Annotated in this window: 13 protein-coding genes; all 13 read right to left on the bottom strand. The window is 43.8% G+C overall.

The features are described from left to right. Positions 1-188: 188 nt before the first annotated feature. Positions 189-2,759 (bottom strand): glycyl radical protein, encoded by a 2,571-nt coding sequence (locus AB840_RS04695; RefSeq protein ID WP_048513683.1) that lies wholly within the window; start codon positions 2,757-2,759, stop codon positions 189-191. A 200-nt stretch (positions 2,760-2,959) separates the two neighbouring features. Continuing rightward, positions 2,960-3,856: a PocR ligand-binding domain-containing protein gene (locus AB840_RS04690; protein WP_048513682.1), complete on the bottom strand. Its 897-nt coding sequence runs from the start codon at positions 3,854-3,856 to the stop codon at positions 2,960-2,962. 300 nt (positions 3,857-4,156) lie between these two features. Next, complete coding sequence (gene rbsK / locus AB840_RS04680) at positions 4,157-5,074, bottom strand: ribokinase (protein WP_048513680.1); 918 nt, start codon at positions 5,072-5,074, stop codon at positions 4,157-4,159. A 19-nt stretch (positions 5,075-5,093) separates the two neighbouring features. Next, entirely contained in the window at positions 5,094-6,110 is a 1,017-nt protein-coding gene (locus AB840_RS04675; protein ID WP_048513679.1) for a LacI family DNA-binding transcriptional regulator, read from the bottom strand. Positions 6,111-6,124: 14 nt separating this feature from the next. Beyond that, positions 6,125-7,279, bottom strand: a complete 1,155-nt coding sequence (locus AB840_RS04670; protein ID WP_048513678.1) for a M20 family metallopeptidase — start codon at positions 7,277-7,279, stop codon at positions 6,125-6,127. 25 nt (positions 7,280-7,304) lie between these two features. Beyond that, the gene (locus AB840_RS04665) at positions 7,305-8,063 is read right to left on the bottom strand and encodes a glutamine amidotransferase (RefSeq protein ID WP_048513677.1); all 759 of its coding nucleotides are present in this window, start codon (positions 8,061-8,063) and stop codon (positions 7,305-7,307) included. Between the two features lie 10 nt (positions 8,064-8,073). Continuing rightward, positions 8,074-9,339 carry a M20 family metallopeptidase gene (locus tag AB840_RS04660; RefSeq protein WP_048513676.1) on the bottom strand — a complete coding sequence of 422 codons (1,266 nt, stop codon included), beginning with the start codon at positions 9,337-9,339 and terminating at the stop codon, positions 8,074-8,076. Between the two features lie 5 nt (positions 9,340-9,344). Continuing rightward, positions 9,345-10,151 (bottom strand): energy-coupling factor ABC transporter ATP-binding protein, encoded by an 807-nt coding sequence (locus AB840_RS04655; protein WP_048513675.1) that lies wholly within the window; start codon positions 10,149-10,151, stop codon positions 9,345-9,347. Beyond that, a complete protein-coding gene (locus tag AB840_RS04650; RefSeq protein WP_048513674.1) occupies positions 10,152-11,000 on the bottom strand; it encodes an energy-coupling factor ABC transporter ATP-binding protein in 849 nt (282 codons plus the stop codon). It lies immediately after the preceding gene. Further along, positions 10,988-11,782: an energy-coupling factor transporter transmembrane component T gene (locus AB840_RS04645; RefSeq protein ID WP_200809936.1), complete on the bottom strand. Its 795-nt coding sequence runs from the start codon at positions 11,780-11,782 to the stop codon at positions 10,988-10,990. Before AB840_RS04645 ends, AB840_RS04650 begins: the two co-directional genes overlap by 13 nt. Before the next feature lie 99 nt (positions 11,783-11,881). Beyond that, positions 11,882-12,049: a hypothetical protein gene (locus tag AB840_RS17525; protein WP_201775874.1), complete on the bottom strand. Its 168-nt coding sequence runs from the start codon at positions 12,047-12,049 to the stop codon at positions 11,882-11,884. 19 nt (positions 12,050-12,068) lie between these two features. Further along, positions 12,069-12,461 carry a hypothetical protein gene (locus AB840_RS04640; RefSeq protein WP_200809934.1) on the bottom strand — a complete coding sequence of 131 codons (393 nt, stop codon included), beginning with the start codon at positions 12,459-12,461 and terminating at the stop codon, positions 12,069-12,071. A 446-nt stretch (positions 12,462-12,907) separates the two neighbouring features. Then, positions 12,908-14,308 (bottom strand): FAD-binding oxidoreductase, encoded by a 1,401-nt coding sequence (locus AB840_RS04635; RefSeq protein ID WP_048513672.1) that lies wholly within the window; start codon positions 14,306-14,308, stop codon positions 12,908-12,910. Between the last annotated feature and the right edge of the window lie 133 nt (positions 14,309-14,441).

Here is a 14,441-nt window from a genome sequence, read left to right as displayed (position 1 = left end):
AGCAAAAATAATTTGCTACAATACGACAAAATAGTGTTATTTTTTTCTTTGGAAAATGCGCAGGCACAAATGGAATAAGAGAGAGACACGCTGCTGACGGTCTCTCTCTAGGTACAGCTGTAAAACAATCGTTTGCTGTCAGGCACGATGTTTTTCATTCACTTCTACGCAGTGATTGCAAAGAGTATTTAGAATTTTAATTCGGATCTATCAATAATATTATCCTGTACCTCCTTTGCTAATGATATAAACTGAGCGCTGTATCCGGCGACACGGACGACCAGATCCTTATGCTGTTCCGGATGCTGCTGCGCATCAACCAGCGTAGCCCGGTCAATAACATTAAATTGCACGTGCATTCCCTTTCCTTCAAAATACGCGCGTACGACTGCTTCAAACCGTTTAAGACCTTCATCTCCCGCCAATGCTGACGGCACATACTTCTGATTATACAGGGTGCCATTTGAATAAATTTCATGACCTAACTTGCATACAGACATCGCTGCCGCCGTCGGACCGTTTGTATCGCAGCCCGCCCGGGGTGATACGCCGTCTGCCAGCGGTTCCCAGGCAAGACGTCCGTCGGGAAGGGCCGCTACATCTTTTCCGAAAAGAACATTGGCCGATACCGGATAACATCCGGCCTGGAATTTTCCGCCACGGGGATTCGTATATTTTTCAACTTCTTTAGCGTAAATCTGTCCGGCTTCCCGGGCCAGACGATCTACTTCGTCATCGTCATTGCCGAACCAAGTTGTCTGCTCCACGATTTTCCTGATCTGCCGGTACCGTTCATTCGTATCCCCTGAATTCGAATTGTTTTCCAACTGCTGCCGGACTTGGCACACATTCATTTCTCCATTAGCACTGAGCAGACGCTTAACTATTTCATAAATCTGCCGCTTATCCATATCCTCTGACGGTTCTTTCGCGTACGTACCGCCGGTCTGCCCGCCGCCAAACATCCGCGTTACCTTTCCTGTCATATCAGGATAGCCGAAATTATGATCAAGCGCTTCTATCAAATCTGTCATAGCTACTTCCTGTTTCTCAAACACATGCTTTTTAATAGCCATGAGAGAATCCCCATTATCCGCAACACCAAAGGCCTGGGGACCGCTGAAATTATAGACGGCACCGCCTTCTTCTGCACTGAGACCCCGGACAATGCAGTCGTCCACCAGCGCCGATTCAAATGGCAGCGGGCAGCGTTCCATATGCGCCAGATCAACAGCATTGCAGGCTTCCACCAGTAAGGCTACAAAATATTTCATTTGCGTCTTATAGGCCTTCATCAACTCTTCGAGAGAGTGAAAATCAGCAGCTTCACCAGACTTTGGCCCCATTTGTAACTGCCCGACACGGCCATTATGCAGCGTAATCTCTAAAATTTTAGATATATTAAAGAAGCCTGCATCATGCCACCCCAGTGTCTTATGCGGGATAGTCGGCTCCACGCAGCCAATCAGTGAATAATTTCGCGCATCCCGCAAGGTTACGCCGCGATTTTCCAGAGCGGGTATGATAACCTCATCATTATACATAGCCGGATAACCATAGCCCAAACGGACTAACTCGCAAGCCCGGAACAAAAATTCATCTGGTGATTTACTCCAATACCGGATAGAAAAGGAAGGTGACGCCATGGCAACATGAGCCGACGCATCGATCATCATGTATGATAATTCGTTTGTCGCATCTTCTCCTTCTTCCGTCTGCCCGCCGCATTGAATATTCTGAAAGCACTGATAGCCGGCAAAGGCCTGATCAGAAATTTCATCACGGGTTTTGTTTAAATCATTCATTTTGATCCACAGACTGTCCAGCAATTCCTGTGCAACATCAGGCGAAACAACCTGATCCATTTTCAAATACGGATACATATATTGATCAAAACGACCTGGCGATACAGAATGTCCGTTAGATTCCAATTGCATGATCAGCTGCACAAACCAAAATGACTGCAAGGCTTCCCACCAATTAGCTGCCGGATATTCCGGAACCTGCAGGCAATTGGCAGCCATCTGCAGCAGTTCTTGTTTCCTCTGTCCATCAGCTTTTTCAGCTTCTTTAGCGGCCAGATCTGCATAGCGGTGAGCAAAATCAATCGCTGCCGTGTATATAATTGTAACCGCATCATAAAACTCTCTTTTTTTCAAGCATTTCGGATCTGAAATGGATAGTTTATTTTTAGCCTCCGCCACTTCCTTTAAAATACCGGAAAAGCCAAGACGAAGGACCTTGCCATAATCCACACAAATATGACCGACGCCGTTAAAATAATAATTTCCCACACTAAAGACCCCCTGAGACTGAGCCTCTAAACATTTTTGAGACATATATGAGGTCGCCAGAGCATGCGTCGTCTTGCCATCCCAATAGGAAAAGGCCTGACGCATCTTTTCTTTTGTATCCGTCGTAATCACAAAGGGATCTGCCATCCGCGTCGCCCTCGTATCAAATTCATTGATAATCCATTGATAGGAAAATTCAGGATACACCTGGCAATTATGCACTCCTTCTGCCATAACTCCTGAAATCAATTCCCCTTCGCGCAGCGCTGTCGGTATCCCTCTCAATACGGCCGCAACAGCCTTCGCTCTGCGAATAATTACCGGCTCATTTTCGGTTGCCTTATAGGATTCCGTAAGTAAAACGGCACGATCTGCCTCCAGTGCCGGTACGGCATTAAAAATTTCTTCACGCAATTTCTGAATCCGTGTGGTCGGCTTGGAAAATCCTTTGGCTAATACTTCCATTATAAAACCTCCTTATAAACTAAATTAGTAACGCATGATTTCATCATGCGTCATATGCAATCTTTCGATTTGTATTTATTATAGCAATGAAAGATACCAATTATTTTATATAAGCCGGAAGAAATGTTACTTTCTCTGGACATGGCCTGACGCACACAAAAAATCTGCCGGCAATTTGCCGGCAGATTTTTTGTGCAATATTATCCCAACTGATGTTTTTTGCGGTATACATGAGGTGTTTCTCCTGTAAACTGCTTGAAAATTTTACAAAAATAACTGGGCTGGTTATATCCCAATTGACGGCTCAGCAATTCTACGGAAATACCGGACTTGCGCAGTATTTTTTGTGCTTCTTCAATACGGCAGCTGTTAATATACTGGGACAAATTCATATTCATTTCTTCCTTAAATACTTTGGAAAGATAGGCCTCACTTAAATATACCTGCTCTGCAATTGTTCGCAGGGACAGCTTTGCATACAAGTGTTTTTTCACATAATCGGCCGCATTCTGTATCTCCGGCCGAATCGTCTTGGAAACAATAATAGCCGCCATATCTTTGCCAAATTGCTGCCGCAGGGATACCGTAACTGACTGTTCAGAAAAGAAGAAATATGCCAGCGTCATGGAGCGAAGAATCCGCATTGCGCTCATAATCTGATCATAACTATATTGCGGTACCTCCTTGTAATATTTTTCCGCCCCCGCCAACGCATTCAGATTGGTAGCCATCCGGATAGCTGGAATACGTGTGTCCTGCGATGCCGTCTGCCCTGCCATAATGAAACCGTAGAGTGTATTATTCTGTACGATAGGGACTGAAAAATCGACGAGCCCCGCATGACAGCGGTGCGGACAAAACACATTCTGCTTAAACATCGCCATACTGCCGCACAGATCACAGTGGTTGCATTTATGACGATATACCGAATCCCGGCGCATCATTTGACAAAATTTGGAAAAATTATATTGATATGACTTTTCTTTACCCTTTACATCCACATACACACACGCTAGCCCCGTCGTATCCGCAAAATCGTTCAAAATAGTAGTGACCATTTTATTGACACTATCTTCCGTCTGGATGGTAAAAGTCATAATTGTCCCTTCTTCCTATATATAGTATGTAATTTTTCCGTTACCAACTGTGCAATCTGCATATTATACATATAATACACATTTCCTATACCTAAATAGTATTCTATTTTTCTTGTTAAAGTAAAACGAACCATTGTATTATCGTAAATAAATGACATAAACAGCAAAAAAAATCGCATTTTTTTAATATCGCCTGCCGCCTGATTTTTTCGTACTAAAAAAAGAAGAATGATATCGTGCTGTATCATCCTTCTATCCCAGTTATGGTGTACTCAATATTTTATTCTGACCCTGTTATGCTTACTCGCCCTGATGAAAAAAACGTTTTAGCTCGGTCATAGACGGATAGGATGTCTGCGTCCCATATTTCTGCACGCTGAGCGCAGAAAAAGCATTTGCATACTGCAGCGCTCGTTCCACATCCCTGCTTTTTTCATATACGGCAGCAAAACAGCCGATATATGCATCACCAGCACCGGTGCTGTCTACCGCCCGGACTGGATAAGCCGGAACGAACACACGCTTGTTGTCCCGCATCCACAACGATCCCTGGCTTCCCAACGTAACAATAACCTGCTTCACACCCTGCCGCAGCACGCTGGCAGCCGCTTTTTCCGCCTCCTCCGGTGTTTGCACAGGCATACCGGTCAGCGACGCTAATTCTGTTTCATTAGGTATAAAAAATTCACATTTTTTTACCCTGTTCATATCCAATCCCGTCACGGCCGGGGCCGGATTCATAATAACAGGAATATGATGGTCCCAGGCAAAATCAACAGCCTTATATATAGCAGCAAGATCTGATTCCAATTGCAGTACGATAAGCGAACATGCGGCCAGTGCTGAAGCTGCCTTATCGATATCATCCGGCCCCAGAAAAGCATTGGCGCCCTTATGAATCAAAATACGGTTTTGTGAAGAATCATCCACCAGAATAACGGCATTGCCGTTAGGTACATGCTCCACCTGCTTAACATAGGTAGTATCTATATGATATTTTTTAAAATTATCCAATACCTGCCTGCCAAATAGGTCACGGCCTACGGCAGTGACCATCAGCACGGCCGCCCCCATCCGGGCTGCGGCGGCAGCCTGATTGGCTCCCTTGCCGCCATACCCAATTGAAAATTGCTTCATCTCAATCGTTTCTCCGGCTGCAGGCATACGTTTTATATAAGAGATCAAATCTATATTATTAGCTCCAATAACGGCTATCATTACATTTCCTCTTTTCTCTTTACAGCATTATTTTACGTGTGCTTTTTCGTATTTTAATTGCCGGTTCAAAAACGACATGCTGAGCCGGTATATGCCCGGCAATTTCCTGCAGCAGTAGTTCTGCTGCCTTGGCCCCCATTTGATAGGCAGGCTGCCGAATCGTGGTCAGCGGCACTTCCGTAATTTGGGAAAAGAAAATATCATCAAATCCCATAACGGAAATCTCCTGTGGCACAATGATTCCCTGCTCTTTCAACGCCTTCATAGCCCCATAAGCCATCATATCATTTAAACATAAAATGGCGCTGGGTTTCTTGGGCAGCAAAACCGGCACTGCATCATATCCACTCTGGTAATGAAAGTCCCCTTCATAAATCAGTCCTGAATCATAAGCAATTCCGTATTTTTTCAACGCCGCCGTATAGCCTTGCAGCCGGTCATTATTCGTTTTCAATCCTAGTGGGCCTGAAATGCAGGCAATCTGATGATGGCCCAGCGTCAGTAAATATTCAATAGCCATGTAGGATGCTTTAAAGTTATCAATACATACGGTACTAAAACCGCCGGTTTCATTAAAACAATCTACCAGCACCGTATGGGTATCCATTTTTTTCAGACTGGAAATACTTTCTGCTTCCTTGTCCCCGTAGGTTTCCGAGGACATGACCATAATCAATCCGTCTACCGTCTGCGTATTCAACATATTAATAGCAGCTACTTCCAAACGGTGACGATCATTCGAATTGCACAGAATCAAATTATACCCATCCTTGTGTAAGATGTCTTCTATGCCTTTTGTAATTTCCGAGAAAAACACATTGCTGATATCTGGAATAATCAGTCCGATCGTATTGGTCACTTTTTTTATAAGTCCCACCGCAAATTTATTAGGATGATAGTCCAGTCTTTTTGCGGTTTCCTCAATGAGTTTACAAGTCTCTCTGGAAATGCGGTGCGGCTTTTCATTCAGTACCAGCGATACCGTCGTAATAGATAGACCCGTGGCCTTTGCAATATCTTTAATAGTTGTGCGCATAATGAGCCATTCCTTTAACTAAAATACGTATGTAATAATTCATTATAGCATACTATAGAAGTAAAATATGCATCCTTATCTACGTATTCATCAACAATATGCGCATTTTCTTCCCGACCCGGACCGAACAGCATGCACGTCAGCTGTGTACAATTTCCGGCAAACACGGAGGCATCCGAAAAAAAGCGGATACCTTTATATGCAGGCTGATTTCCCGTCTGTGTTTTTATAATAGCAGCCACTTGTTCCACCGGTTCCTGCATAGGATCTACGGCTACGGGTTCCCGGTTATTGGATATATTGATTTGAATATCCAGTCCGTCATATTGAGCCATAATCTCCCGGCAAGCCGCATGAATTTTTTCAATCAATACGGTATTCTCCAGATTGGGCGTTGTCCTGATATCCATAACTGTTTCACAACAATCTGCTACCATATTGGTTTTCACTCCGCCGCTGATTTCCGTCATAGTGCAGGTCGACGGCCCCAGCAGGGGATCCGTATAGGTTTGGCAAAAGCCTGTCAGCGTTTGATGCAGTTCAACAGCAGCGTGGATCGCATCAATTCCTTGTTCCGGATACGCTCCGTGCGCCGTCTTACCCTTGATCATAAAATGAGCCCACACCGTACCTTTAGAACAAATGCCGATACCATTGGCCGTCGGCTCGGCAATAAGCATAATTCCGTTTTGCAGCGGCAGCCGCCCCATCAGGGACTGCGCTCCCAGCCCCTGTGATTCTTCATCGGCAGTGGCTGCTAAATATATATCTCCAAGCGGCATCTGCGGATGCGCGGCGGCTTTTTTAAATGCATACAGCAAAGCGGCCAGGCCGCTTTTCATATCACTTGTCCCCCGTCCATAATACCTGCCGCCATCTTCCGTAAGCAGATCCGGCGGAAAATGCCAGCGCGCCGTTTTCCCGAAGGGTACTGTATCCATATGCCCGCATAAAATCAATGGTTTTCTTTCTCCTGTACCTTGTATTTTTGCAAGTATACTGGCTCGTCCTGATCCACAGGGCACAGACCGTACCACTGCACGAGTTCCGGATAAATATCCAGAAATTTTATCTGCCAGCAGCTTTTCATTTCCGGGAGGATTGGACGTATTCGTTTCTACCAGCATTTTTAAAAGGAAAACAGCCTCTTCTGTGTTCAGCCTATCCATCGTTTACACTCCTCATATAGCAATATCAACCCATAATATACTCAAAAATATTTTTCCACAACGTATTATACCCTGCCCAGGAAAGGAAAGCCTGTGGGCCCCAATGCGGCGCGCAGTCTGAAGTAAACACAGCGGTCTTCCCTTTACCGAAATGTCCGAAGGCCAACAGCGGATCGCCATTGATCATAACTGGTATTTCACTTGTTTCTTTAGGAACCACCTTATTATATCCTAAAAAATGTGGCCACTCTGCCGGCAGTCCGTTAAGCGCCGGATGCTTTTCCCGTACTTGCGGCACAATACCCTCCGGATGTTCTTCCCGATCATCTCCTGAAAGACAGCCGACTGGCAGAATATCTCCGATGGCAGTCTGCCCAAATCGAGCTTTATGATCAATGCCGGAAAATGACAAATAACCGCCTATCATCAGGAAAGCGCCGCCTTGTTCAACATAAGAAGCAATAGACTGGCACCGGTTCGGCGTTTGCAATCCTCGTTTAAAGGTGTCATCGGACAACAGCAACGTATTGGAACCTATGTCTGATAATACCACACAGGCATATTCCGAAAACTCTTCCACGGTACGCGGAAATTGTTCTGCCACATGTTGTCCCGGAATATATACCAGTTCATAGCCGGCCTTTTCTATAGCCTGGGCAATATATGTAATTCCTTCTTCATATACACTCGTCGTAAATGTGTCAAATCCTTTAACATGAGTTGTAAAACTCGTCCATGATTCGCCGCCGAATAAGATTTTCTTTTTTGTCTGCTTTGTATTCATATATTCTCCTCTATCTGCACCAATGTAAAATTAAATTCGCATAGATTTTTATGGCATTCAAATATTGTTCTATCTCTACGTATTCATTTACAGCATGACATTGTTCCAGCCGTCCAGGTCCATATTGGAGCGTCGGGCAGTGGGCAATGTTATGCCAGGTTCTCGAATCACATCCTGCCGGAGATCCCACAATGTTCAGCGGCAATCCCACGGCCTCTTGAAAAGACTTCTCAAAAACCCCGACAAAGGGATGAGATAAATCCATTTCAAAAGGATTTCCTGATTGATATACACTAACAGAGGGCGCATGTCCATGAAGCCAAGCATCGCCTTCACAGCACAAGCGAATGGCATCGGTATATTCTTGTACAACTTGTTCATACGTCATGCCCGGCTGATAGTGGACACACAATTGTATGCAGCAGTAATCTGGAACCGTCGAGCCGGCTTCACCACCGGAAATGACACCAACGTTACCGGACGGCGGCGGCAGCAGAGGATGCTTATAAGTCAGCAGCCAGCGATGTTCGAGCTCCCGCAGAGCTTCCATAATCTTGACCGTCTTATCAATCGCATTGACACCCTTTATTTTTAACCCTGAATGTACGGCTATGCCAGATACTTCTATTTTAAAGAAAACCCAGCCCATATGCGCCGCAATCAGCTCATAATTTGTGGGTTCACAAACTACAACCGCATCTGCCTTCTGCCCGTGCACTGCCGCAACTAGTGAACCGTTGCCGCCTCCTTCCTCATCACAAACCGATGCAATCCGAACCGTTCCCGGCAAAGAAATACCGGCATCCCGAATAAGTTCAACTGCCATAATGGCGGCCATCAGTCCGGCTTTCATATCACAAGCACCGACGCCGTATATTTTATGGTCGTCGATAATACCGGCAAAAGGATCGTATATCCAATTTTCCGGATTACCTGCCGGCATAGTATCGACATGGCCGTTAAAAAGAATACTTTTATCGCCTGTGCCGGAAAATTCGGCATATACATTATATCGGCCTTCATAATTATGATTCAGATTCCCTTCATGATACTGATGCCGGCACTGTAAAATGACATCTTCCGTCAGTGGATCCTGTACTACCTTTTCAGCCCCCATTGTATGAAATACCGTTTCCAAATAGGACTGCCCATTCTTTTCCAATCCACCTTCAATACCGTGCCCCAGATCCTGTGTATCGCATTGAATCAGCTTGACTAAGTGCTCAATATATTTCCGTTTATTTTTTTCCAGTGTTTCAGATAGTATATTCTTCATATCCATCAGCTCCTGTTTTTTAAAAACTCGACCATATCCTTACGAAATATAATAGGTTCATCCAATTGTAAGCGCCTTGATATATCTCCGATCTGAGGCTGGCTGATAGAGGCTTCCCGGACAATATGATCCTGACGAAAAACAGCGTCAGGGGTTCCATCAGCAATCACATGCTTGTTGGCCATAACAATGATCCTGTCAAATGTTTCCGCCACAAAATCCATATCATGGGTAATGACAATGACAGCGACTCCCTCCGCCTGCAGCACGTTCAATATTTTTTTCAGTATGCCTATGCGTTTATAATCTTGTCCTGCCGTGGGTTCATCCCATACTGTATACCGCGGCTTCGTCGCCAATACCGCCGCAATAGTAACAAACTTGCGGATTGAATATGAAATATCAAAAGGATTCATATCCTTGCAGTCTTCCAGTTCTGTCAAGGCCAGTACTGCCTGCGTTCTGGACTTGATTTCCTCGCTATTTAAATGAAAATACCGAGGCATATATTCAATTTCACTAGTTACGGTCGTATTAAAAATCTGTTCGTCCGGATTTTGAAATACATATCCTACCAGCCTGGCAATTTGAGCCGTCGTTTTATCTTTTGTATTCATGTGATCCACCAATACAGTTCCCAGTGTAGGTTTATATAATCCATTCATCATTTTGGCAGCCGTTGTTTTTCCCGCCCCGTTCTGCCCGATAATAGCAACGCGTTCTCCCGGCCGAATAGAAAAACTTATTTGTTCATTAGCCGTAAATCCATTAGGATATGAAAACGAAACATTCTTGAATTCTATGCCAGCCATCTACCTTTCCCACCTTTTCCTGATTAGTCTGCAGCATTCTCCAGCCGTAATGGGAATGTCCTCCAACGGGATGCCTGCGGCCTTTAAATCATATGCCAGCAAGGCCGCTTCAGGAGGTTGTACCCCGGCCTCCGCTAACGCCGCATCAGATAATACTGCCTGAGCTGTTCCGTTTTTGACGATTTTGCCGTCCCTCATTACAAGAACAATATCACAATAGGCAGCAATCATATTCATTTTATGTTCAACCAATATAATTGTTTTATTTTGCTTTTTCAATTGATCAATGATAGAAAATACTTTCATTGATCCTGCCGGGTCAAGCTGGGAAGTTGGTTCATCAATAACCAGAATATCCGGATCCATAACGATAATAGATGCAAAAGCGACTCTCTGCCGCTGTCCGCCAGATAGCTCCGTCGGATTTTTTTGTGCCAAATGTGTTATTTCCAACAATTCCAATACACGAATTACCCGTTCGATTATTTCCTGTGGCGAAACTCCCAGATTTTCGAGTCCTAAAGCCACTTCTTCGAAAACAGTTTTCTTGACGCCGCTAATCTGGGTAAACGGGTTCTGGAATACATATCCTATGCTTACAGACAATTGATCCACATCCAGATCCTGCAGATGCACCCCGTCAAAAAGAACATCGCCCGATAATTCTCCTTTATAAAAATTAGGAATCAAGCCTCGCAGTAAATTGCACAAAGTAGTCTTGCCGCTGCCGTTTTCCCCGATAACACCATAAAACGTACCCTTTTCAAAGGTAACGGAAATATCGTCTAATACGGGTTTCTGCGTCAAAGGGTATGCATACCGTACATGCTTCAGCTCTATTGTATCCATGTAATGACCCTCCCGATCACAAGCAAAAGAAAAACCGCATCAAAGACCCCGACAAGAATTCGTTCCCGCAACGGTACAGCACGCAATATCAATAAGCTGGAATGCTCATTGGGCGCTGAAAAAGCCCGGGCATCCATGGCAATGCTTTTTTCCTCCGCATTGGCAATTGCCCCCAAAACCAAAGGACCTAAAACCGGAATAAATGCCTGCGCACGTTTCCTGATACCGCCTTCTGTTTCAATGCCCCGGCAGCGCTGTGAATCCATAATCGTCTTAGCTGATTGACTCAAATCGGTAATAGTCTGAAATGCCGATAAAATAATATATGAAAAAGTATGAGACATGCCCTTTTTTTCCAGCATATATACCAATTCTTCCATTTCTGTTATCTGAATAAACAAGATAAAAGCACCGCTGAATTCCATAACTAATGCCGCCGATATCAAGCCCAAATGAATCCCTTCCGGCGTCACGTGGATACCTCCCAGTTGAAAAAAGACCTCGGTCCCGTTCGTAAAGGCCGCGCGTACCAAAAACAACAGCGACGCAAAACATACCGCAATTTTCCAGTATATGGAAATAAAAGGCTTAAAACGCTTGGCTGCCGCAGCAATGCCGATAAATCCCAGTGAAAGCGCAAATGCGTAATAATAATTAAAGATAAAAAATGCCGACAGGGCCGCAGCTAATAGTATATTAGCTTTGCTGACCGGATTCATATCTAAAATAAAATTGCCCTTGTGTCGGGGCTTCAGATATTCTCTGGCAAACGTCCAATCCAATTTTCTCACCCGCTTTTCTCAAAACGCAGAATTACCAAATCCAATATGCCGTAAAGCCGCCCTGTTCTTCATTAGTAATTCTGCTCTTTGTTTATCTGCTTACTTACGTTTTAACAAAGCTTCACTCATCGGCAGCTTTGCCAGGAAGTGTGTCGGCATGCTTTTAATAATAAAGTAGCACACTAAAACACTAAGTACTTTATCAATCAACCCAAAGGTAAACGAGCTGATAGTAACAGCCAGCGGCACAGAAAGTCCCATCGCCATCAGTCCGGCAGCAATTACACTATTGCCGGTTCCTACAAACCCCCCCGAAAATAATGACGTCCATGGGAACCGCAATAGCCGTAGTAACGACTGCCACAATGAGTCCCAGCAGCAGTGACATTTTAAAGGTATCGAAAAAGCCTCTTTTGGAAAATACGGCAGAAACAACAGCCATAGCAAATCCGACAATCATATATGGTAAAATAGTCGGCAGTGATATGGCATTAATCAATTGTGTAATACCGGCAACGATAAGACCCGGAACTAAACCGCAGATAGCAGCGATTAAAATAGTACCGATAGCATCCAGCCAGATAGGCAGTTTTAGTAAAATAGCAATTTGCCCACCCACAATATTGACAGCAATTCCAACCGGAATAAGAAAAATCGTTAATTTTCCTAATTTTTTCATGATGACACACTCCTCGTATGAGATTTGATAAAATGTTTTATCAATTATCCTTGAATACACTATTACTAATTGCACAAAAAACAAGAAAATAACTAGTTATTATAAATATATTATGTCCGATAAAACGTTTTATCTATGTTCTTAATAGTATTACAAAGTTTAACATTTGTCAATCTCATTATTTCTTTTTTTATATTTACCATCTTGTTTTTATAAAAAAATTAATAGTTGTCTACATTGGGCGTACATTTTTTTACTTTCTGTCACTGATCCTCCGCATGACTGGGATGTGCATATATCCGCATGCATGTACACACCACATTTTCTTTATTTCACTGAATAAAAAGCAAAAAAAAAACTGAGTAAACAAATTTATTCAAATTTTGTTTACTCAGAGAAGACTATATTATCTTTTAAAAAGACGGCACCGCTGCTATCAGCTCCTGTCAGCAGGCACTGATAACCTTGCCGGGGTTTAATATCCAATTAGGATCTACGGCATGTTTTATTGTTTTCATCAAATCCAATTCAACAGGATCTGTATATTGCTCCATGTAATCCAAGCGTTTCAATCCGATACCGTGTTCACCGGAAAGACGCCCGCCGAGATCATACACATAGCGATAGGCCACAGCACGGAATTCTTTCAGTTGTTTTTCCCATGCACTATCACTCATATCACATTTCAAGATCTGAAAATGCAGGTTTCCATCTCCGGCGTGAGCAAGACAGAATACCCGAAAATCATATTTTTTACTTTCATCAACCAATGTTTGAATGCAATCGGCAATCTTTGTCACTGGCACGACTAAATCCTCTGACGTTGCAACCTTGGAAAAAATTCGCGTACTTTCCAAACAGTTGCGGCGAACCTTCCATACTCGATCATCAGCTTCGACGACATCCGTAGCACCGCACGCTTCACAGATTGCTGCCAATTTTTCCATTTTATCATCCAATTCATCTTCATTAAATGTTTCAATAGAAATAATGTCATAGCAGCCATCCTCATAGTGAGGCAGCCTCAATTCACTGTAATCACTGGCACTGCGTACAAAATTATTATCCATAAATTCAACAGAAGTCGGATTCAATCCTGCTTTAATAAGCTTGGGAACCAGCGCGGTAGCTTTGCTCAAATCCGTAAATACCGCCAGTACGTCAAGCTTATACGGGCAAAGCGGAACGAGCTTCAGCACTGCCTTCGTGATAATACCCAAGGTTCCCTCCGAGCCAATAATAAGCTGATCCAGGCAAAATCCGGTTGAACATTTCTTCAGCGTTGCCCCCAATGTAGTCACTTTTCCATCCGGCAATACCACTTCTATGGAATATACCTGATGACGCGTAGTACCATAACGGACAGCCTTATTGCCCCCCGCATTGGTAGCCAAATTGCCTCCAATGAGACAGCTGTCGGCACTGCAGGGATCACCGGCATACATAAGATTTTTAGAATGCGCCATATTTTGAATGTCGATAGTCCGTACTCCCGCTTCCACGCTCATATACATACCATCTTCATTAAATTCTAAAATATGATTCATTCTCTCCATCAAAAGCACAATGCCATGAAATGCAGGAACAGCGCCGCAGCTGACACTTGTACCGGCACTGCGCGGTGTCACCGGTACCCGATACGTATTAGCCACCTTCATAATCTGCGATACTTCCTCTGTGCTGCCTGCCGATACGACAACCTCCGGCGTTCTCCAAAAAGAAGGTGCCAGACTTTCATCTGCTTTATACACATCCAGCGTAGCAGCATCGGTTTTGACATATTTTTCTCCTACAATATTCTTCAATGCGGTTACGACTTCATCAGTCACCGGATTGTATGTGTTCATTGTTTCAATCCCCTTTTCTATATTATATGCAACGCTTGTTTCTCTAGTTGCAACATCTTTTGTTGATACAGCTTATTATAGTACAAGTATGGCGGTTTGTCTTGTTTTATTTCAAAATTATATATATGGTTTT

The organism is Megasphaera cerevisiae DSM 20462 (assembly GCF_001045675.1).
Classification (GTDB): Bacteria; Bacillota; Negativicutes; order Veillonellales; family Megasphaeraceae; genus Megasphaera; species Megasphaera cerevisiae.
The sequence above is the reverse complement of the archived record's forward strand: the minus strand, read 5'-3'. Positions and strand labels throughout refer to the sequence as shown.

Bases quoted from the DNA above. Each gene is read 5' to 3' on its own strand.
- AB840_RS04695 (WP_048513683.1), bottom strand. From the start codon at position 2,759: ATGGAAGTATTAGCCAAAGGATTTTCCAAGCCGACCACACGGATTCAG.
- AB840_RS04690 (WP_048513682.1), bottom strand. From the start codon at position 3,856: ATGACTTTTACCATCCAGACGGAAGATAGTGTCAATAAAATGGTCACT.
- rbsK (WP_048513680.1), bottom strand. From the start codon at position 5,074: ATGATAGCCGTTATTGGAGCTAATAATATAGATTTGATCTCTTATATA.
- AB840_RS04675 (WP_048513679.1), bottom strand. From the start codon at position 6,110: ATGCGCACAACTATTAAAGATATTGCAAAGGCCACGGGTCTATCTATT.
- AB840_RS04670 (WP_048513678.1), bottom strand. From the start codon at position 7,279: ATGGATAGGCTGAACACAGAAGAGGCTGTTTTCCTTTTAAAAATGCTG.
- AB840_RS04665 (WP_048513677.1), bottom strand. From the start codon at position 8,063: ATGAATACAAAGCAGACAAAAAAGAAAATCTTATTCGGCGGCGAATCA.
- AB840_RS04660 (WP_048513676.1), bottom strand. From the start codon at position 9,339: ATGAAGAATATACTATCTGAAACACTGGAAAAAAATAAACGGAAATAT.
- AB840_RS04655 (WP_048513675.1), bottom strand. From the start codon at position 10,151: ATGGCTGGCATAGAATTCAAGAATGTTTCGTTTTCATATCCTAATGGA.
- AB840_RS04650 (WP_048513674.1), bottom strand. From the start codon at position 11,000: ATGGATACAATAGAGCTGAAGCATGTACGGTATGCATACCCTTTGACG.
- AB840_RS17525 (WP_201775874.1), bottom strand. From the start codon at position 12,049: ATGGCGATGGGACTTTCTGTGCCGCTGGCTGTTACTATCAGCTCGTTT.
- AB840_RS04640 (WP_200809934.1), bottom strand. From the start codon at position 12,461: ATGAAAAAATTAGGAAAATTAACGATTTTTCTTATTCCGGTTGGAATT.
- AB840_RS04635 (WP_048513672.1), bottom strand. From the start codon at position 14,308: ATGAACACATACAATCCGGTGACTGATGAAGTCGTAACCGCATTGAAG.